This is a genomic window from Chitinophaga eiseniae (assembly GCF_900167135.1).
Classification (GTDB): Bacteria; Bacteroidota; Bacteroidia; order Chitinophagales; family Chitinophagaceae; genus Chitinophaga; species Chitinophaga eiseniae.
Map to the genome: position 1 here is coordinate 570,581 of NZ_FUWZ01000001.1, position 18,062 is coordinate 588,642.

The window sequence follows — 18,062 nt, forward strand, 5'->3', positions numbered from 1 at the left end:
TAAATAAATTCCACATGCCCGTTCCCGTTATAGCTGTTTTCGATATAGGCAAAACGAATAAAAAACTGTTGCTGCTCAATGAACAATACCATATTGTCTTTGAACAGCAAACCTCTATGCAGGAGACCACCGACGATACCGGCGACCCCTGCGAAGACCTGCCGCTCCTGGTAAATAATATGCGTCAACAGCTGGCCGCCGTGCTGGCGATGAAGGAGTTTGAAATAAAAGCCGTTAACATATCCGCCTATGGCGCCAGTCTTGTATATATCGATGAAAACGGCGCGCCCGCCGGCCCGCTGTATAATTACCTGAAACCATACCCGGAAGCGCTGTTGACCCGCTTCTATAACTCTTTTGGCGGCAGGGAACAGTTCTCCCACCAGACGGCCTCACCAGCCCTCGGCAGCCTGAATGCAGGTTTACAGCTCTATCGCGTAAAACACCAGCAGCCATCGCTGTATAGCCGTACCCGTTATGTACTGCATCTGCCCCAGTTTCTCAGTTACCTGTTTTCCTGTGCGCCGTTTTCGGAGATGACCAGTATCGGTTGCCATACCGGCCTCTGGGACTTTACCAGGCAACAGTACCATCCATGGGTAAGCCTGGAAGGATGGCTCGACAAGTTACCGCCGATAACGCCCACAGATCACACTACGCCTGTGCAGCTCAATGATAAAGCCATACGGGTGGGCATAGGCATACACGACAGCTCCGCCGCCCTGCTGCCTTACCTGCTGCAGTTCCGCGAGCCTTTTGTATTACTGTCTACCGGTACCTGGTGCATCAGCATGAACCCGTTTAACCACGAACCGCTTACCTCAGAAGAGTTGCAGCAGGACTGTCTCTGTTATCTCCGTTATGACGGCCGCCCGGTGAAGTCGTCGCGTTTGTTTGCCGGGCATGCACATGACACCGCGGTACAACAGATCGCCGCATTTTTCAGAGAAGATCCGCGGCATTTTAAAGAACTGCCTTACGATCCGCAGGTAACCGGACAGTTAGTATCCTCGCCGGAATTTAGTATTTTGGAGATGTCGCGCTATGAAAACAGCAGCGCCGCTTATCATCACCTGGTGATGATGCTGGTGAAACAACAGTACCATGCCACCCGGCTGGTGCTGGGCCAGACAACGATAGGGCGGTTGTTCGTAGATGGCGGCTTTGCCCGTAACAACATCTACATGCACCTGCTGGCCAGGGTATTCCCGGACATGGAAGTATATGCCGCCACGGTATCACAGGCCTCCGCAACAGGCGCCGCACTGGTGATACACAACAGCTGGAATGCCGGACCGGTGCCCGGTCACCTGGTGCAACTGAAACGCTACGCCGCAACTTTTTAAGATATGAAAGTACCAAGACTGATAGACCTGATCGTGATAGATGAATACTCGGCTACACCGAAGTACCTGCAGCTGGCGAACTCTATCCTGAAAGGGCTGGAGAACGGACAGATCAAACCGGCGGATGTGTTGCCCTCCATCAATGAACTGAGTTTTGAACTCGACATCTCGCGCGATACGGCGGAGAAAGGATACCGTTATCTTAAGAAAGCCGGCGTGCTGGGGTCCGTGCCTGGCAAAGGTTATTTTATCCCGGACAGTGAAGTGCCGGCCATCCCGCGTATCTTCCTGCTTTTTAATAAACTGAGCGCGCACAAAAAAATCGTGTACGACGCGTTCATGGCGGCGCTGGGCAACCAGGTGGCGGTGGATTTTTATATCTACAACAATGACTATGCGCTGTTTAAAAAACTGCTGACCAACAAACGGGAAGATTATTCCTACTACGTTATCATCCCTCATTTTACAGAAAGAGGGGAGAAGGCAAACGCGATCATCAACACTTTACCGAAAGACAAACTGGTGATCCTGGATAAAAAAGTAGATGGCATTACGGGTGATTTTGGCGCGGTGTATGAAAATTTTGAAGAAGATATCTACAACGCCCTGCGGGAGGCGCGTCCGGCGTTAAGTAAATACCACACGCTGAAGATCATCTTCCCGGATGACTGCTATATTCCGTCCGAATTGCTGACCGGATTCACCCGCTTTTGCCAGGATTATGCGTTCTCCTACAAGATCCTGCATGATGCGGCAGATGAGCCGATCGATACAGGCGAGGTATATATTACACTGATGGAAGACGACCTGGTGAAACTGATAGAGAGGATCAATGCTTTATCGTTGACCGTAGGGGAACAGGTAGGTGTTATTTCGTACAATGAAACACCCCTGAAAAGAATCATCCTGAATGGTATCACTACGATCTCCACTGATTTTCAGAAGATGGGTGAACTGGCCGCCCAGCTGGTGCTCGAACGTTCGGTAGCACATATGGAAGTGCCTTTCCGGCTCCGTTTAAGGGCTTCTCTCTGATATTATGGTTTGCGTGTATATACGTAATCGAAGAATGCGTATTTACAGAACGCTTTTTATGTTGCCGAAGCTGTAATTTTGTATCACCGTTTCCGGAAAACGCATACAGTTCACTTTACCCCAAAACCCCAAAACTACAAGGTATGCCTGTGCAATACCTCGTTGTGCTTAAACCCCAACATCATGAAAAAGTTAGCAGCAAGTCTGGCCGGCGCTATCGGTTCGCGCTACCTGAAAAACAGGAACCAGCTTATCTTCGTCGAATACGGCGGTTTCATTTCCACTATTGATCTTTCTCCTGCCGCCGCTACGGTGGTATCCCAGGGCACTGTCGACATTAAGGGCACCTGGTCGTTTGATTGTGAAACCGGCGCCAATGTTCCCATGGGCGGTCCTGCTGATATCTGGTGGGAACAGATTGACAGCGTTAAAAGGCAGATGGTGCCGCAAGGCAGCGCCCGTATCGTCAATCTCGGCATAACGGATTTTAACCTCGTGACAGCAGCTTCCCTGCAGTCTTACACCTACACCAGTACGCCCATTATCGGAAATAACGACGCTTCCAATAAGTTAGTCAACGGTGATGTCTTTTGCGTGAAAACCAAAGAAGGCAACTATTGTAAATTAAAAGTGATCGCTTACGGCTACAATCTTAAAGTACAGTGGGTAACCTACAAGCTGAATCCTATCTACAAACGTATCGGCAGCGGTTATAACCAGCCGGAAGATATTGCGGTAACGGCCAATGAACAAACAGCCTATGTGACCGAACGTACCGGTAATGTGTTAAGAGTGAGCCTGGCGGCGGCCAACCGCGCGTCTGCCACGGTAGTGTGTTCCGGGCTGAATGCGCCACAGCAGCTGTGGCTGGATGAGGCGCATATGCAGGCCTATGTGGTGGAATATGCCAACCCCGGCAACCTTGTGCGCGTAGATTTGAATACCGGCGCCAAAACCGTGATATTCAGCGGTTTGCAGTTCGCAGTAGGTGTAACGCTTACCGCTGATCTCTCCACCGCCTACGTCACAGAACAGGGCCTTGCCGGTGTTAGCCGCATCACACTGGCTACCCGCGCCAAAACACTCATCGCCGGCGGTTTAACCGCCCCCTTCTTCCTGACCTGGGCCGACAACACCGAAAGCAGGCTACTGGTGGCAGAACGCGACCCTGCCAACCGTATCACCGCTGTAGATGTCACCAAAACCGTCGGGAATACAAACGTGTTCATCGGCGGTACGGCCGCGAGGCCTTCCAGCATTGCAGTGATACAGCCCGGTAATTACTGCGTGTGCTGCAATGATGAAGTGGATCAATACACCCTCACCGCCACTACGGGCAACTGGTTGTACAAAGGCATCGGTTACGTTCCCTGGAACCTCATTACCGCCGCAGGAAAGGCCGATACCACCTCTCAACCTGCTTACCCGTTCCAATTCCCGAAAGATTCTCCTTTTGGAGGAACATTGCCGGTAAATATCGATCATTACAACGCCTGGAATAACAGCGTACGCTATTACAAAGTGCTGATAGATGGCAGCCCGCGGTTCGACTCCTGGAATGATCTCCGCCTTAACCCGGTGAACGGGCATTACGATATCATAGAGCTGCAAAAGCCTGATGTCAACGGCTTTTATAATGTGCATAACCCTGCGTTTGTGTATTACAATACCGATCTGGGTTGTTTGCTCAACAGCCTGTCTGTTCCCAGTGGCGCACATACGCTCCGGCTGGAGTTTTACAACTCCGCGCACGTGCTGCTGTCTTCCATGAGTAATGCGTTGCTGGTAAATAATGATCAGTGTGTGGCCAGTATGGACATGCCGCTGTTGAATATTACGCCGGCCGATCCGAATTGCGGTTACCTGAAATACACCAATACGGCGGATATCGTGAAGCTACACTGGACTGCTTCGCACCCGCAGGGTTTTGCTACCTGGTCTTTTGGTATCATCAAGGGCGCGCACGGCTATTTCGGTGCTTCCGGCGCATTGTTCCCCGCTACATCGCACACAGAAACTTTCACCAAAAGTGTGGCGGATATGCTGGGCGCCTGCCCGGGCGTAGCAGCATTTGCGGAGTCGCTGTATGTGGCGTCAACAGTGATTAATGGTGTGGGGCGTCAAAGCCAGTATGATGCTTCGGCATCTATTGCTTTCTGTCTGGCGCCGTGACCATTGGGTTATTTGGCTATTTGGGTATTTTTTTATTGGATTTACGGATTTTGAGGTTTTTTGATTTTGGAATTTATTCACGAAGATCATAGTATGTTAAAACAATGCTGATCTCCGCTGCATTTTAAATCTCAAAATCAAAAAATTCCAAAATCCGTAAATCAAAACTCAACGGCCGGTAAATTTTCATATTGAACCCTTGCTATGACAGATTCATCGTCGGGCTTTGCTTTCCGGACGGAATTGACCGGCCAGTATTCCAACTGTTCTGCCGGATATTCATGCTGAATGATATTACGTATATCTGTTTCCGTTAGATCTTTTTTAACCCATTGCATTGCGAGGTCGTCCGGTAACATCAGCGGCATTCTGCCGGCATTGTCGCCGCCGTTATGTATCTGTTTCATGACAGGGTTGGCGGCCCGGGTGAGGAGGGTGAAGGTGGGAATGCGTTCCGGTTTATCTACGTCCCAGGAGTTGGAGTAGGCCCATAATCCTGCGATGAAGAAGATGTCTTCCTCACGGGAATGGATAAAATAAGGCACTTTGTTTTTCCAGCCGGGTATCTGTCTGTATTCGAAGAAACCGGTGACAGGCACCAGGCAGCGCTGGTGACGGATGGCGTTCCACATGGTGCCGCTTTCCGGTACTTTTTCGCTGCGGGCGTTCAGGTACATCTGCCGTTGCCGTTTTACTTTTTCAGCGGTGTCCAGCAGTTTGGGGATAGGGCCCCAGGTAAACCGGTCCACCTGCAGGCCGTCGTTGTCCACAACAACAGGCCATTGCGGAAAAGACATGCCTATTTTATGATAGGTGGCTGTAAAATCGAAGTTCGGGCGGATGCCTGTCTGCAGCAGCGGTACCCGCTTCAATATCTTTTGCAGGTTGGCATTCAGTGCAATATCGTAACACATTATTTTAATAGCTTTCTATTGCGGGTAAAGGTACTTTTATTTCTTCATCTCCATATTTCAGGGAGAGATATAACTCTCCGTATTGCAGCCCGTATTCGATCCGGATATGGTCTGTGGGCCAGGCGGTGTACTGGCTGATATAATGTTTTACATGTTGTACCAGCTGCGGGTCCGGTGTTTGACGCTCCGGATCTATCTGCGCAGCATATATTTTATAACCCGCCGGCTGTGCGGCTGCCTGGTACAGTTTTTCTTTCTCTTCCGGGTGACTGGTCTGGTAGATATATTTACGCCGGTCGAACCGGATATGCTGAAAATGCGCGTTGGCGCTGACAATATCTTTATACGGCGTGATCAGGAAAACTTCCCGGATATGGGCATCGGCAGGGGAGGGACCCACTGCGCAGGACTGGCGCACAAAAAAGCCATATCCTTCCTGTAGCAGCGCGGATAAAAGCGCCGCAGACAATATCATTAACGGATGATGCATAACAGTCGTCATTTCACTATTTACGCATGTCCATAATCACTGCCGTTACAATACCCCATACCTGGAAATCCGCGTCTTCCGTGATGATCACCGGTTTGTGAAAAGGATTCTCCGGATGCAACACCCAGTTACGTCCCGCCTTTACCAGTCGTTTGATGGTAAACTCGCCGTTGAGCGTACCTGCAATAATATCGCCTGTAGAAGGCCGGACAGACCGGTCCACCACGGCCAGGGAGCCGTCCGGGATATGCGCTTCGCTCATGCTGTCGCCTTTGACCCGCACCACAAAGGCATTGCGGGCATCAGTGGGTATAATACGGGAGAGATCAATGTTTTCCTGTTCGTTCAGGGCAGGTGAGGGATGACCCGCGGAAATGCTGGTGTCAAAATATGGCAGGGTCATGTTAGGCTCACTCCACTTCAATGCTTCCATACAACTATCGCTTTAAATGAATACTAATATTATTAGCAAATTAAAGCTAAATAATTTAGTTTATGAAGTCCGTTAACAGATCGTTTGCAAAGGACCTAATGCCCATTGGACGCTAACTGCCGGCAAATCAACCGGATGGGGAAAATGACCGCTAAAACAGGCGCAGCATAATTTTTTTTAGCCTGAATGCGGGCCGCGGCCCACTGCGGCAGAATTACAGGACATGGGAATTTTTTCTATATTTGTGTATAATTTGAACGGAGGAGCAGCATTTTAAGTTCCGGATTAACCAACATAGCCCCGGCCCGTAGCTATCATTCCCGCTTACATTCAGTTTATTCCGTCGATTTTTTATAACCCGCATCAGGGTGATATCTTTGTGTGCCACATCATTGTGCCACCATAATAGGATATTCCCGATGCTCATTTGTTAACAACTTAATACGATCAACCTATGGCTTACATAATGGTAGATGTAGAATCAGACGGCCCCATCCCCGGAGATTATTCCATGATCTCTTTCGGCGCCGTATTGGTGGAAGAAAGCCTGAACACCACGTTTTACGGGAAACTAAAACCCATCTCAGAGAATTATATCCCTGAAGCACTGGCCGTGTCCGGCCATACCCGGGAAGAAACCCTGCAGTTCGATGACCCCAAAAGCGTAATGTCGGACTTTGCCGCCTGGCTGCGCAGCAACTGCCGGGACAGGCCTATCTTCATCAGCGACAACAACGGCTTTGACTGGATGTTTATCTGCTGGTACTTTCATCATTTCACCGGCAGCAACCCTTTCGGGTTCAGCTCCCAAAACCTGGGCAGCCTCTATAAAGGACTGGTGAAGGATACCTTTCAGAATTTTAAACACCTGCGGAGGGCCAAACATACCCATCATCCGGTAGATGACGCCACCGGCAACGCCGAAGCCCTGCTGGCACTCAAAAAAGAATATGGCCTGAAAATTAAATGGTGATTAACAAAAAAATAAGTTTGATTTCCCGATTTACTTATTATTTTTGTACCCGACATTATGATTAACAACGTACATATCCATCATCACCATCATTCTTACCGAGCAGGTAGGCTGGGATGATAATGTGTATACAACCATATTAGATTCATCATCAGGGGCTTACCACACGGTAAGCCCCTTTTTTTATTTTTACACATCATGAAACTAAAGATCGCCATCCAGAAATCCGGCCGCCTGCACGATGATTCCATCAAATTGCTGAAGGAATGCGGCATCGACATTAACAATGGTGTTAACAAACTGAAAACGGAAGCCAGCAACTTCCCGCTGGAAGTGTTTTTCCTCCGTGATGATGATATCCCGCAGTACATAGAAGACGGCGTGGCGGATATTGGTATCGTCGGCGAAAACGTAGTGCTGGAGAAGAAAAAGCAGGTCAATATTGTGGAGAAACTGGGCTTCGGCAAATGCCGCCTGTCCATGGCGGTGCCCAAGTCTTTTGAATACACAACAGTAAAAGACCTCGAGAACACCCGCATCGCTACCAGTTACCCCTTGATCGTACAGGAATTCCTGCAACGCAACGGTATCAGGGCGGAGATCCACGAGATCAGCGGATCGGTGGAAATAGCCCCCGGCATTGGTCTGGCGGACGCTATCTGTGACCTCGTCAGCAGCGGTTCCACCCTCTTCATGAATGGCCTTAAAGAAGTAGAGACCGTCCTCAAATCTGAAGCAGTGCTCGCAGCCTGCCACAACCTGCAACCGGAACAACAGGTACTGCTCGATAAACTGGTGTTCCGTATCCAGGCAGTGAAAAGAGCCAAAAACACCAAATACATCCTGCTCAACGCCCCCAATGAAAAGCTCAACGAGATCATCGGTCTGCTGCCGGGCATGAAAAGCCCCACAGTATTGCCTTTGGCGCAGGAAGGGTGGAGCTCCGTTCACTCTGTGCTCAATGAAAATGATTTCTGGGACATCATCGAAAACCTGAAAGCCGCCGGCGCACAAGGTATCCTCGTAGTACCCATCGAAAAAATGGTGATCTGATAAAAAGCGACGACAAACATGCAAACAATAAAATTTCCCGATAAAGCTACCTGGAACACTTTGCTGCAACGCCCGGTGATGGATACCACCGCACTGGAAGCCAAAGTGGAGGCTATTCTCCGTGATGTGCAGGAGAACGGTGACCAGGTTGTGAAAAAATATGCGGCTGAATTTGACAAGGTGCAACTGACCGACCTTGAGGTAAAGCCGGAGGCATTCGCAGCGGCGGAAGCCGCGCTGGAACCAGCGCTGAAAGCAGCAATCCGGCAGGCAGCCCGGAATATCACCACCTTTCACAAAGCACAACAGGAGAAACCACAGATCATAGAGACCATGCCGGGCGTACAGTGCTGGCGCAAGCCGGTTGGCATAGAGAAAGTGGGACTGTATATCCCCGGCGGTTCCGCACCGTTGTTCTCTACCATCCTTATGCTGGGTATCCCCGCTACCATCGCGGGTTGTAAAGAGATCGTCCTCTGTACGCCGTCCTTACATCCGGCTATCCTGTATACAGCACAGCTGGTGGGCATCTCCCGGGTGTTTACCATCGGCGGGGTACAGGCTATCGGCGCCATGGCTTACGGTACGGAAACAGTGCCCAGGGTATATAAGATCTTCGGTCCGGGCAACCAGTACGTGACCTGCGCCAAACAGCTGGTCAACAAAAGAGGCGTGGCCATCGATATGCCGGCAGGCCCCTCGGAAGTGGCTGTGCTGGCAGATGAGAGCTGCGTGCCTGCTTTTGTGGCGGCCGATTTGCTCTCCCAGGCAGAACACGGCCCCGACAGCCAGGTAGTGCTGGTCACCACCAGCGAAAAAGTCCTGGCCGACGTGGAAAAAGCCCTGCAGGCACAGCTGGACAAGCTTCCCCGTAAATCTATTGCCACCGCAGCACTGGATAACAGCAAAATGATACTGGTACAGGACATTGATACGGCGATGGAAATGCTCAACACGTATGCGCCGGAACACCTGATCCTGGCCTGCCGTAACGAGCTCAACGTAGCGGATAAAGTCACCAACGCAGGCTCCGTATTCCTCGGCAACTATACACCGGAAAGCGCCGGGGACTACGCCTCCGGCACTAACCACACCCTGCCGACCAACGGTTATGCTACCGCCTACAGCGGCGTATCTTTGGACAGTTTCGTAAAGAAAATTACCTTCCAGCAGATAACACCGCAGGGCCTTCAGCAAATTGGTCCCACCATCGAAGCCATGGCCGCGGCAGAAGGGCTGGACGCGCACAAGAACGCCGTCACTGTCAGACTTCAATCCAATAACTAACTATCAACGTTCCGTCATGTTTAATCTGGAATCCCTGCTCAGGGAAAATATAAAAAGACTGGTACCATACTCTTCCGCCAGGGACGAATTTAAAGGACAGGCGTCCGTATTCCTGGATGCCAATGAAAACGCTTTCGGATCGCCGCTGCCGGTGAACTACAACCGCTACCCAGATCCGATGCAGTGGCCGCTGAAATACAAACTGGCCGACATCAAAGGCGTACCGCCGCAGAACATCTTCCTCGGCAATGGCAGCGACGAGCCTATCGATCTGCTGTACCGCGCCTTCTGTAACCCCGGTGGCCGCGATAACGTGGTGCTCTGCCCGCCTACCTACGGCATGTACGAGGTGAGCGCCCATATCAATGATGTGACCATCCGTAAAGTGAGCCTCACGTCTGAGTTCCAGCTGGACATCGAAGGGCTGCAACAGGCCATCGATGAAAATACCAAGCTGGTATTCATCTGCTCTCCTAACAATCCTACCGGCAACTCCATCAACCGGTCAGATATAGAACTGCTGCTGAATAACTTCGACGGCATCGTGGTGATCGATGAAGCATATATCAATTTCTCCCGCCAGAAATCCTTTATACAGGAGCTGACCGAATACCCTAATCTCGTGGTGCTGCAAACCCTGTCCAAAGCATGGGGACTGGCAGGCCTCCGCGTAGGGATGGCTTTCGCCGGAGAGGATATCATCAACGTTTTCAATAAGGTAAAACCGCCTTATAACATCAGCCAGGCTACGCAGGAGCTGGCGCTGCAGGCGCTGGACAACGTGGCGCGCGTGAATGAATGGATCCGCGAGGTGGTGGTAGAACGCGACCTGCTCTCTGCCGGACTGGAACAGCTGCCGCAGGTGCTGAAAGTATATCCCAGCGACGCCAACTTCATCCTGGTACAGACCACTGACGCCAAGGGCATCTATCAGTACCTGACCGAACGCGGTATTGTGGTGCGCGACCGCTCCAAAGTAGAGCTCTGCATGGGCTGCCTCCGCATCACCGTGGGCACGCCGGCAGAAAACGTACAGCTCCTCGACGCCTTAAAATCTTTTAACCTGAAAACTGAAACATCGGTATCTGCATGAAACGAGTACTCTTTATAGACCGCGACGGTACCCTGATCAAAGAAGTACCGCCTACCTACCAGATCGACAGCCTGGATAAAGTGGAGTTTTATCCCAAAGTATTTGTGAACATGGCCCGCATCGCGGCCGAACTGGACTACGAGCTGGTGATGGTCACCAACCAGGACGGGCTGGGCACCGCTTCCTTCCCGGAAGATACCTTCTGGCCTGCGCAGAACATGATCCTGAAAGCTTTCGAAAACGAAGGCGTGACGTTCACTGAGATTTTTATTGACCGTAGCTTCCCGGCCGACAATGCGCCTACCCGCAAGCCCGCCACCGGTATGCTCACGCGCTTTTTCTCCGGGGAGTACGACCTGGCCAATTCTTTCGTGATCGGCGACCGTATCACCGATGTGCAGCTGGCCAAAAACCTCGGCGCCAAGGCGGTCTGGCTCAACGAAGGCAATAACCTCGGCGGCGCAGAAATCAGTGATACCATACAGGAGCTGGCATCCGTGATCGCACTCGAGTCTACCGACTGGAACCGCATCTATGAATTCCTGAAGCTGGGACTTAGAACGGTAACGCATGTACGTAAAACCAACGAAACAGATATCACCATCAGCCTGAACCTGGACGGCAGCGGTAAAGCCAGTGTGCACACCGGCCTTGGATTCTTTGATCATATGCTAGACCAGATCGCCCGCCACGGTTCCATCGACCTCGCTATCACCGCCAAAGGCGACCTGCATATCGACGAGCATCATACCATTGAAGATACCGGTATAGCCCTTGGCGAAGCCATTGCCAAAGCGCTGGGCGACAAACGCGGTATCGAGCGGTATGGCTTCTGCCTGCCGATGGACGACTGCCTGGCGCAGGTGGGTATCGACTTCGGCGGCCGTAACTGGCTGGTATGGGACGCGGAATTTAAACGCGAAAAGATAGGGGAGATGCCTACCGAAATGTTCTTCCACTTCTTTAAGTCCTTCTCCGATGGGGCCAAAGCCAACCTGAACATCAAAGCGGAAGGCGAAAACGAGCATCATAAGATAGAAGCGATCTTTAAATGTTTCGCCAAAGCGATCCGGATGGCGGTAAAACGTAATCCGTATAATATGCAGCTGCCAAGTACCAAGGGGCTATTATAGCACGCAAAGACGCTAAGCAGCTAAGAGCGCAAAGATCATATAAGCGAGCAGAGAAAGTAAAGGAGCGGAGATCACAGGGTGATCGAGCTAATGGAACTATGCACAGGACATAAAATTTGATCTCTGCTCCTTTGTTTTCTTATTTAAAACTTAAAAAAATCTTTGCGCTCTTAGCTGCTTAGCGCCTTTGCGAGAAAAAAAAAATTTGCATTTGTTATAAAAATGTTCCAATTTTGTCTCGCTATGAAAAATATCATGACAAATAAACATTGGTGGTGGCACGGAATCAATTCCTGATCTGTGTTACAGTGCCATGTTTCGTCTGAAATATACTTGGAAAGGCTCGCTGTTACACAGCGGGCCTTTCGGCTTTTCAGGCACATCCTTTTTCTAACAAACAGCAAACACTTTCACCCTGAATATCATGCGTACCATTCAAGTAAAAACAAGATCCAAACAGATGCTGGCGGACATCTTCACGCCAGTGGGCATCTATCTGCGGTTGCGCGACAAGTTCCCCGGCTCCATCCTCCTGGAAAGTACGGACTACCGCGCCAGCGAAAACAGCTATTCCTATATCTGTATCAAGCCTATAGCAGGCATCGAAGTCACCTCCACCAGCCACTTCGAATTTAAATATCCCAACCTGCCGGTGGAAAAAAAGGAGCTGAAAGACACCCAGAAAGTGCTGGACGAATTACAGAAGTTCCTCGGTAGCTTCACCTTCAACGGCAACCACCCCGTACCGCTTGCCCAGACGCTCTTTGGATATAGCACGTTTGACTCGGTACAGTTCTTTGAAACCATCGAATTCGATAAAAATAAAAAAGGCGGTAACGCACAGATACCCCTGATGCGGTACCGCTTTTACCAATATGTGATCGCCATCAACCACTTCAAAGACGAACTTTACCTCTGTGAAAACCAGATAGAAGGCCTCGACAGTGAGTTTGACCTGGTAGAATCACTCATCCGCCACAAGGATTCTCCCGGTTATCCTTTCGCCACCAACGGGGAAGAAACCAGTAACATGACAGACGCGGAATATATGCAGATGGTGGAACAAGGCAAACAACACTGTTTTCGCGGAGATGTCTTCCAGGTGGTCCTTTCCCGAGCCTTCAAAAGGTCCTTCACCGGTGATGAATTCAACGTATACCGCGCTCTCCGCTCCATCAATCCCTCCCCCTACCTCTTCTTCTTCGATTACGGCGATTATAAATTAATGGGTTCTTCTCCGGAAGCACAAATAGTGATCAAGGACGGCACTGCCGCTATCCACCCGATTGCAGGCACCTTCCGCCGTACCGGCGATGACCGCCAGGATAAAATACTGGCTGATAAACTGCTGCAGGACCCGAAAGAAAATGCCGAACACGTGATGCTGGTAGACCTTGCCCGCAATGACCTCAGCAGAAACGCCACCAATGTGGAGGTATCCACCTATCGCCAGGTACAATATTACTCCCACGTGATCCACCTGGTGAGCGAAGTGAAAGGAAAAGTAGACCCCACCATCAATCCTTTTGCATTGCTGGCCTCTTCCTTCCCTGCAGGCACCCTCTCGGGAGCGCCCAAGTACCGCGCCATGGAGATCATTGATGCGCTGGAACCTACGCCCCGCGGCTTCTATGGCGGCTGTATCGGTTGGGTGGGCTTTAACGGCAACTTCAACCATGCCATTATGATCCGTTCCATCCTCAGTAAAATGAACACCCTTTACTATCAGGCCGGCGCCGGCGTAGTGGCTAAATCAGTGGCTTCTTCTGAACTGGAAGAAGTAGGCAATAAACTCAATGCATTAAAACAAGCCATCCTGCTGGCACAAAAAATCTGACATGAATATCCTCGTTTTCGATAACTACGACTCTTTTACCTATAACCTCGTTCACCTCGTGGAAAAGCTGGTCAACAGCAAAGTGACCGTTGTCCGCAACGACGAAATAGCCCTCGAAAAGGTGAACGATTATGATAAGATCATCCTGTCGCCCGGTCCCGGTATCCCGGAAGAAGCCGGCCTGCTGCTGCCGCTGATCAAAGAATATGCACCGTCCAAATCCATTTTCGGCGTATGTCTCGGCTTACAGGCCATCGGCCAGGCTTTCGGCGGTTCGCTCATCAACCTCCGCGAAGTGTACCACGGCGTAGCCACCAACGTAAAAATCATTTCCGATGAAGGCCGCCTCTTCAAAGGCATGCCCCGCGATATACAGGCCGGCCGTTATCACTCCTGGGTGATCGACAAAGCCACCCTCCCCGCTGAGCTGACACTGACAGCAGAAGACGAGGAAGGCTTTATCATGGCCCTGCAGCATAACAAATACGATGTAAGCGGCGTACAGTTCCACCCGGAAAGTGTACTCACGCCACAGGGAGAACAGATACTGAAAAACTGGCTGGCATTATAATACCACCGCCGTTTTTTAAACTTCTCTTTGCTCATTTTAAATACATCCATCTGGTATGAAAAAGATACTTAACTACCTGTTCGAACATAAAACTTTTACCCGCGAAGGGGCTAAAGATATCCTGATCAACATCTCCAAAGGCATGTACAACGAGAGTGAACTCGCTGCTTTCATGACCGTGTTCCTCATGCGCAGCATCACTATCGATGAACTGCTGGGCTTCCGCGATGCCTTGCTGGAGCTGTGTATCCCCGTAAAACTGAATGGCTACGATGTGCTGGATATCGTAGGTACCGGCGGGGATGCAAAAAATACCTTTAATATTTCTACCTTGTCGTGCTTTATCGTGGCCGGCGCAGGGGGTAAAGTGGCTAAACACGGTAACTACGGCGTGTCTTCCATCAGCGGCGCCTCCAATCTCATGGAACTCGTAGGCTACAAGTTCAAGGCCGACGACGCCAAACTCCGCACCGAGCTGGAAGAAGCAGGCCTCTGTTTCCTGCACGCGCCCCTGTTTCACCCGGCACTTAAAAACGTGGCCGGTATCCGCCGCGAACTGGGCATCCGCACGTTCTTTAACATGCTTGGCCCGCTGGTAAACCCGGCTTTCGCCCAGCACCAGCTGATCGGCGTATACAGCCTCGAAATGGCCCGCGTGTACAACTACCTGTTCCAGCAAACCGACAAAAAATTTGTCATCGTGCACAGCCTCGACGGTTATGATGAGATCTCCCTCACCGCAGACACCAAAGTCATCACCAACGACGGTGAACAGGACTGGACACCGGAACAGCTCGGCAAACGCAAAGTACATCCGGAAGATATCTATGGCGGTAACTCCGTAGAAGAAGCCGCAAAGATCTTTATGAAAATACTCAAAGGCGAGGGCACCTGGGCACAGAACTCTGTAGTGCTGGCCAACGCCGCCATGGGCCTCTACAGCCTCGGTAAACACAGCTCTTACAACGACGCCTTTGCCGCCGCCGTAGAATCCCTGGAATCCGGTAATGCCCATAAAGCATTCAAAAAACTGATTGAATTACAATAAGGCTGATGAAAAACATATTAGCAGAAATAGTCGCCCATAAACAAGTGGAAGTAGCGGCCCGCAAACAACAACGCAGCGCAGAAGAACTGCAGCAGACCTCTGTGTTCGACCGCGAGCCGCTGTCGCTCCGCAGCTTCCTGCAGCACCCCGAAAAAACAGGTATCATCGCGGAATTCAAACGACGCTCTCCTTCCAAAGGGCTGATCAATGGTGAAGTAACGGTGCAGCAGGTCACCACCGCTTATACCCGTTACGGCGCTTCCGGCCTCTCCGTACTGACGGACGAGAAATATTTCGGCGGTTCTTCCGACGATCTGCAACAGGCGCGCAGCTTCAACCAGATACCCATCCTGCGAAAGGATTTTGTGATCGATGAATACCAGATCCTCGAAGCTAAAGCCATCGGCGCCGATGTGATACTGCTCATCGCAGAATGCCTCGATGCCGCACAGGTGGCGCACCTCTCCCGGTTCGCACACAACCTCGGCCTCGAAGTGCTGCTGGAAGTACACAGCGAAGCACAGCTGGAAAAAGTAACGGACCACACCCACCTCGTAGGCGTGAACAACCGCGACCTGATCACTTTCCAGGTGGACTTCAACCGCTCCTGCGAACTGGCGCCGAAAATTCCGGCCGACAAAATCAAAGTGGCGGAAAGCGGTATCAACGACCCGGCAGCCATCTTAACACTGAAAGCCGCCGGCTTCCAGGGCTTCCTGATCGGAGAACATTTTATGAAACAGGAAGATCCTGCCCGCGCCTTCGAAAATTTTGTACAGATATTAAACGACCTGCAGGCTAAATAATCTCATCATGCGTATTAAAGTGTGCGGTATCACCAGGGCGGCAGATTTACAGGGACTGACAGACAACCAGGTGGACTACGCCGGGTTTATCTTCTATGAAAAGTCACCCCGCTTCGCCGCCAACAAGATAGATGCCCGTACCGTGCGGGAAACCACCGGTATCCGTAAGGTAGGCGTGTTTGTGAACGCCACGCCGGAACAGATACTGCGTACGGTGGCAGACTATGCGCTGGACATGGTGCAGCTGCATGGCGATGAAACACCTGCCTTCTGCGCCACCATCCGGGAAACCGTGCCGGTGATCAAGGCTTTTCGTATAGGCGTTGACGCAGACTGGCAAACATTATTGGCGCCTTATGTGCCGGTAACGGATTATTTCCTCTTCGATACCGCCTCCGTAAAAGGTTATGGCGGCACCGGAGAGCGGTTTAACTGGGAGCTGCTGCAGCAATACCCGTTTGACCACCCTTTCCTGCTGAGCGGCGGCATCACCCCGGAAGATGTAGACGCTATCCGGGAACTGGAACTGCCAGCGCTTTTTGCAGTAGACATCAACAGCAAATTTGAGGACGCTCCCGGCATCAAGAATATGGAGAAAGTGACGTTGTTCGTAGCCGGTATGCAGAAAATATCTAAATAACTAAATTTAAAAATATTCTCCATGGACATTGCAATTGACACCAGCAAATCCAGGTACCACATAGACAAGAACGGCTATTACGGCAGATTTGGCGGCGCCTATGTTCCTGAAATGCTGTTCCCTAATGTGGACGAACTGCAACACAAGTATATGGAAGTGCTCAGCGACCCGGCCTTTCAGCAGGAGTTCGAAGCCTTGCTGCGCGATTACGTAGGTCGCCCTTCGCCGCTGTACTTCGCCAAACGCCTCTCTGAAAAATACCAGGCGAAAATTTTCCTTAAACGGGAAGACCTGAACCATACCGGCGCGCATAAGGTGAACAACACCATCGGGCAGATCCTGCTGGCAAAGCGGCTGGGCAAAAAGCGGATCATCGCAGAAACCGGCGCCGGTCAGCATGGTGTGGCCACCGCCACCGTATGTGCGCTGATGGGCATGGAATGCGTGGTGTATATGGGCAGCATCGATATTGAGAGACAGGCGCCCAACGTGTCCCGCATGAAAATGCTGGGCGCCACCGTAGTGGCGGCCACCAGCGGCAGTCAAACCTTAAAAGATGCTACCAATGAAGCGATCCGCGACTGGATCAACAACCCGGTAGACACACATTATATCCTCGGCACCGCTGCCGGTCCGCATCCTTATCCTGATATGGTAGCCCGCCTCCAGTCAGTGATCAGCGAAGAGATCCGCAAGCAGCTGCTGGAAAAAACCGGCAGCGAACTTCCTGATTATGTGGTGGCCTGCATCGGTGGCGGCAGCAATGCCGCCGGCGCTTTCTTCCACTACCTCGATGAAGAGGAAGTGAAGCTGGTAGCCGTAGAAGCCGGAGGTAAAGGGGTGCATAGCGGTCACTCTGCCGCTACCACCCAGCTGGGTAAAATAGGTATTATCCACGCTTCCAAAACATTGCTCATGCAGACAGAAGACGGCCAGATCACCGAGCCGTATTCTATCTCCGCCGGACTGGACTACCCCGGCATCGGGCCCATGCACGCGCACCTGTACGAAACAGGCCGCGCCATGTTCCTCGACGCTACCGACGATGAAGCCCTGGCCGCCGCCTACGAGCTGTGCAAACTGGAAGGTATCATCCCCGCCATGGAATCAGCCCATGCGCTGGCCAAACTGAAAGACCTGCCATTCAACCCCGATGATGTGGTGGTGGTATGCCTGTCAGGCCGCGGTGATAAAGACCTGAATACCTACATCCGTCACATGAATAAATAAT

At 51.3% G+C, this 18,062-nt stretch carries 17 protein-coding genes; 14 read left to right on the forward strand and 3 right to left on the reverse strand.

What is annotated here, in order from left to right:
- Window positions 1-14: 14 nt before the first annotated feature.
- The 3 genes from B5D63_RS02375 to B5D63_RS02385 all read left to right on the forward strand — a co-directional run bounded on the left by B5D63_RS02375 (window position 15) and on the right by B5D63_RS02385 (window position 4,553).
- Window positions 15-1,346, forward strand: a complete 1,332-nt coding sequence (locus B5D63_RS02375; RefSeq protein ID WP_078667164.1) for an FGGY-family carbohydrate kinase — start codon at window positions 15-17, stop codon at window positions 1,344-1,346.
- A gap of 3 nt (window positions 1,347-1,349) precedes the next feature.
- Complete coding sequence (locus B5D63_RS02380; RefSeq protein WP_078667165.1) at window positions 1,350-2,381, forward strand: winged helix-turn-helix domain-containing protein; 1,032 nt, start codon at window positions 1,350-1,352, stop codon at window positions 2,379-2,381.
- Window positions 2,382-2,564: 183 nt separating this feature from the next.
- Window positions 2,565-4,553: a YncE family protein gene (locus B5D63_RS02385; RefSeq protein ID WP_078667166.1), complete on the forward strand. Its 1,989-nt coding sequence runs from the start codon at window positions 2,565-2,567 to the stop codon at window positions 4,551-4,553.
- A 161-nt stretch (window positions 4,554-4,714) separates the two neighbouring features.
- Here the strand turns inward: B5D63_RS02385 and B5D63_RS02390 are convergent, their stop codons facing one another.
- Genes B5D63_RS02390 through B5D63_RS02400 form a run of 3 tightly spaced genes read right to left on the reverse strand, consistent with a single transcriptional unit; the run spans window position 4,715 to window position 6,390 of the window.
- The gene (locus B5D63_RS02390; RefSeq protein ID WP_078667167.1) at window positions 4,715-5,467 is read right to left on the reverse strand and encodes an SOS response-associated peptidase; all 753 of its coding nucleotides are present in this window, start codon (window positions 5,465-5,467) and stop codon (window positions 4,715-4,717) included.
- Window positions 5,468-5,471: 4 nt separating this feature from the next.
- Window positions 5,472-5,957, reverse strand: a complete 486-nt coding sequence (locus B5D63_RS02395; protein ID WP_143312742.1) for a hypothetical protein — start codon at window positions 5,955-5,957, stop codon at window positions 5,472-5,474.
- Window positions 5,958-5,973: 16 nt separating this feature from the next.
- On the reverse strand, window positions 5,974-6,390 hold the full coding sequence (locus tag B5D63_RS02400; protein WP_078667169.1) for a LexA family protein: 417 nt from the start codon (window positions 6,388-6,390) through the stop codon (window positions 5,974-5,976).
- Between the two features lie 454 nt (window positions 6,391-6,844).
- On the opposite strand from B5D63_RS02400, the gene B5D63_RS02405 reads away from it, so the two are divergent.
- From B5D63_RS02405 to trpB, 11 genes are all read left to right on the forward strand, one after another.
- Window positions 6,845-7,363, forward strand: a complete 519-nt coding sequence (locus B5D63_RS02405; protein ID WP_078667170.1) for a 3'-5' exonuclease family protein — start codon at window positions 6,845-6,847, stop codon at window positions 7,361-7,363.
- A 198-nt stretch (window positions 7,364-7,561) separates the two neighbouring features.
- Window positions 7,562-8,416: an ATP phosphoribosyltransferase gene (gene hisG, locus B5D63_RS02410; RefSeq protein WP_200816897.1), complete on the forward strand. Its 855-nt coding sequence runs from the start codon at window positions 7,562-7,564 to the stop codon at window positions 8,414-8,416.
- An 18-nt stretch (window positions 8,417-8,434) separates the two neighbouring features.
- Entirely contained in the window at window positions 8,435-9,703 is a 1,269-nt protein-coding gene (gene hisD / locus B5D63_RS02415; RefSeq protein WP_078667172.1) for a histidinol dehydrogenase, read from the forward strand.
- A gap of 16 nt (window positions 9,704-9,719) precedes the next feature.
- Window positions 9,720-10,796, forward strand: coding sequence for a histidinol-phosphate transaminase (hisC, locus tag B5D63_RS02420; RefSeq protein WP_078667173.1), 1,077 nt, complete (start codon window positions 9,720-9,722; stop codon window positions 10,794-10,796).
- Window positions 10,793-11,929, forward strand: a complete 1,137-nt coding sequence (gene hisB, locus B5D63_RS02425; RefSeq protein ID WP_078667174.1) for a bifunctional histidinol-phosphatase/imidazoleglycerol-phosphate dehydratase HisB — start codon at window positions 10,793-10,795, stop codon at window positions 11,927-11,929. The genes hisC and hisB overlap by 4 nt, the downstream gene beginning before the upstream one ends.
- A gap of 424 nt (window positions 11,930-12,353) precedes the next feature.
- On the forward strand, window positions 12,354-13,766 hold the full coding sequence (locus tag B5D63_RS02430; RefSeq protein ID WP_078667175.1) for an anthranilate synthase component I family protein: 1,413 nt from the start codon (window positions 12,354-12,356) through the stop codon (window positions 13,764-13,766).
- 1 nt (window position 13,767) lies between these two features.
- A complete protein-coding gene (locus tag B5D63_RS02435) occupies window positions 13,768-14,337 on the forward strand; it encodes an anthranilate synthase component II (RefSeq protein ID WP_078667176.1) in 570 nt (189 codons plus the stop codon).
- Window positions 14,338-14,392: 55 nt separating this feature from the next.
- Complete coding sequence (gene trpD / locus B5D63_RS02440; protein ID WP_078667177.1) at window positions 14,393-15,385, forward strand: anthranilate phosphoribosyltransferase; 993 nt, start codon at window positions 14,393-14,395, stop codon at window positions 15,383-15,385.
- 5 nt (window positions 15,386-15,390) lie between these two features.
- Window positions 15,391-16,191, forward strand: a complete 801-nt coding sequence (gene trpC, locus B5D63_RS02445) for an indole-3-glycerol phosphate synthase TrpC (RefSeq protein ID WP_078667178.1) — start codon at window positions 15,391-15,393, stop codon at window positions 16,189-16,191.
- A gap of 7 nt (window positions 16,192-16,198) precedes the next feature.
- Window positions 16,199-16,831, forward strand: a complete 633-nt coding sequence (locus B5D63_RS02450) for a phosphoribosylanthranilate isomerase (RefSeq protein ID WP_078667179.1) — start codon at window positions 16,199-16,201, stop codon at window positions 16,829-16,831.
- Between the two features lie 21 nt (window positions 16,832-16,852).
- Window positions 16,853-18,061, forward strand: coding sequence for a tryptophan synthase subunit beta (trpB, locus tag B5D63_RS02455; protein WP_078667180.1), 1,209 nt, complete (start codon window positions 16,853-16,855; stop codon window positions 18,059-18,061).
- The last annotated feature ends 1 nt before the right edge of the window (window position 18,062 follow it).

Bases quoted from the DNA above. Each gene is read 5' to 3' on its own strand.
- B5D63_RS02400 (WP_078667169.1), bottom strand. From the start codon at position 6,390: ATGGAAGCATTGAAGTGGAGTGAGCCTAACATGACCCTGCCATATTTT.
- trpC (WP_078667178.1), top strand. From the start codon at position 15,391: ATGAAAAACATATTAGCAGAAATAGTCGCCCATAAACAAGTGGAAGTA.
- B5D63_RS02405 (WP_078667170.1), top strand. From the start codon at position 6,845: ATGGCTTACATAATGGTAGATGTAGAATCAGACGGCCCCATCCCCGGA.
- hisB (WP_078667174.1), top strand. From the start codon at position 10,793: ATGAAACGAGTACTCTTTATAGACCGCGACGGTACCCTGATCAAAGAA.
- B5D63_RS02375 (WP_078667164.1), top strand. From the start codon at position 15: ATGCCCGTTCCCGTTATAGCTGTTTTCGATATAGGCAAAACGAATAAA.
- trpB (WP_078667180.1), top strand. From the start codon at position 16,853: ATGGACATTGCAATTGACACCAGCAAATCCAGGTACCACATAGACAAG.
- B5D63_RS02450 (WP_078667179.1), top strand. From the start codon at position 16,199: ATGCGTATTAAAGTGTGCGGTATCACCAGGGCGGCAGATTTACAGGGA.
- B5D63_RS02380 (WP_078667165.1), top strand. From the start codon at position 1,350: ATGAAAGTACCAAGACTGATAGACCTGATCGTGATAGATGAATACTCG.
- B5D63_RS02385 (WP_078667166.1), top strand. From the start codon at position 2,565: ATGAAAAAGTTAGCAGCAAGTCTGGCCGGCGCTATCGGTTCGCGCTAC.
- B5D63_RS02430 (WP_078667175.1), top strand. From the start codon at position 12,354: ATGCGTACCATTCAAGTAAAAACAAGATCCAAACAGATGCTGGCGGAC.
- B5D63_RS02435 (WP_078667176.1), top strand. From the start codon at position 13,768: ATGAATATCCTCGTTTTCGATAACTACGACTCTTTTACCTATAACCTC.
- hisG (WP_200816897.1), top strand. From the start codon at position 7,562: ATGAAACTAAAGATCGCCATCCAGAAATCCGGCCGCCTGCACGATGAT.
- trpD (WP_078667177.1), top strand. From the start codon at position 14,393: ATGAAAAAGATACTTAACTACCTGTTCGAACATAAAACTTTTACCCGC.
- hisC (WP_078667173.1), top strand. From the start codon at position 9,720: ATGTTTAATCTGGAATCCCTGCTCAGGGAAAATATAAAAAGACTGGTA.
- B5D63_RS02395 (WP_143312742.1), bottom strand. From the start codon at position 5,957: ATGCATCATCCGTTAATGATATTGTCTGCGGCGCTTTTATCCGCGCTG.
- hisD (WP_078667172.1), top strand. From the start codon at position 8,435: ATGCAAACAATAAAATTTCCCGATAAAGCTACCTGGAACACTTTGCTG.
- B5D63_RS02390 (WP_078667167.1), bottom strand. From the start codon at position 5,467: ATGTGTTACGATATTGCACTGAATGCCAACCTGCAAAAGATATTGAAG.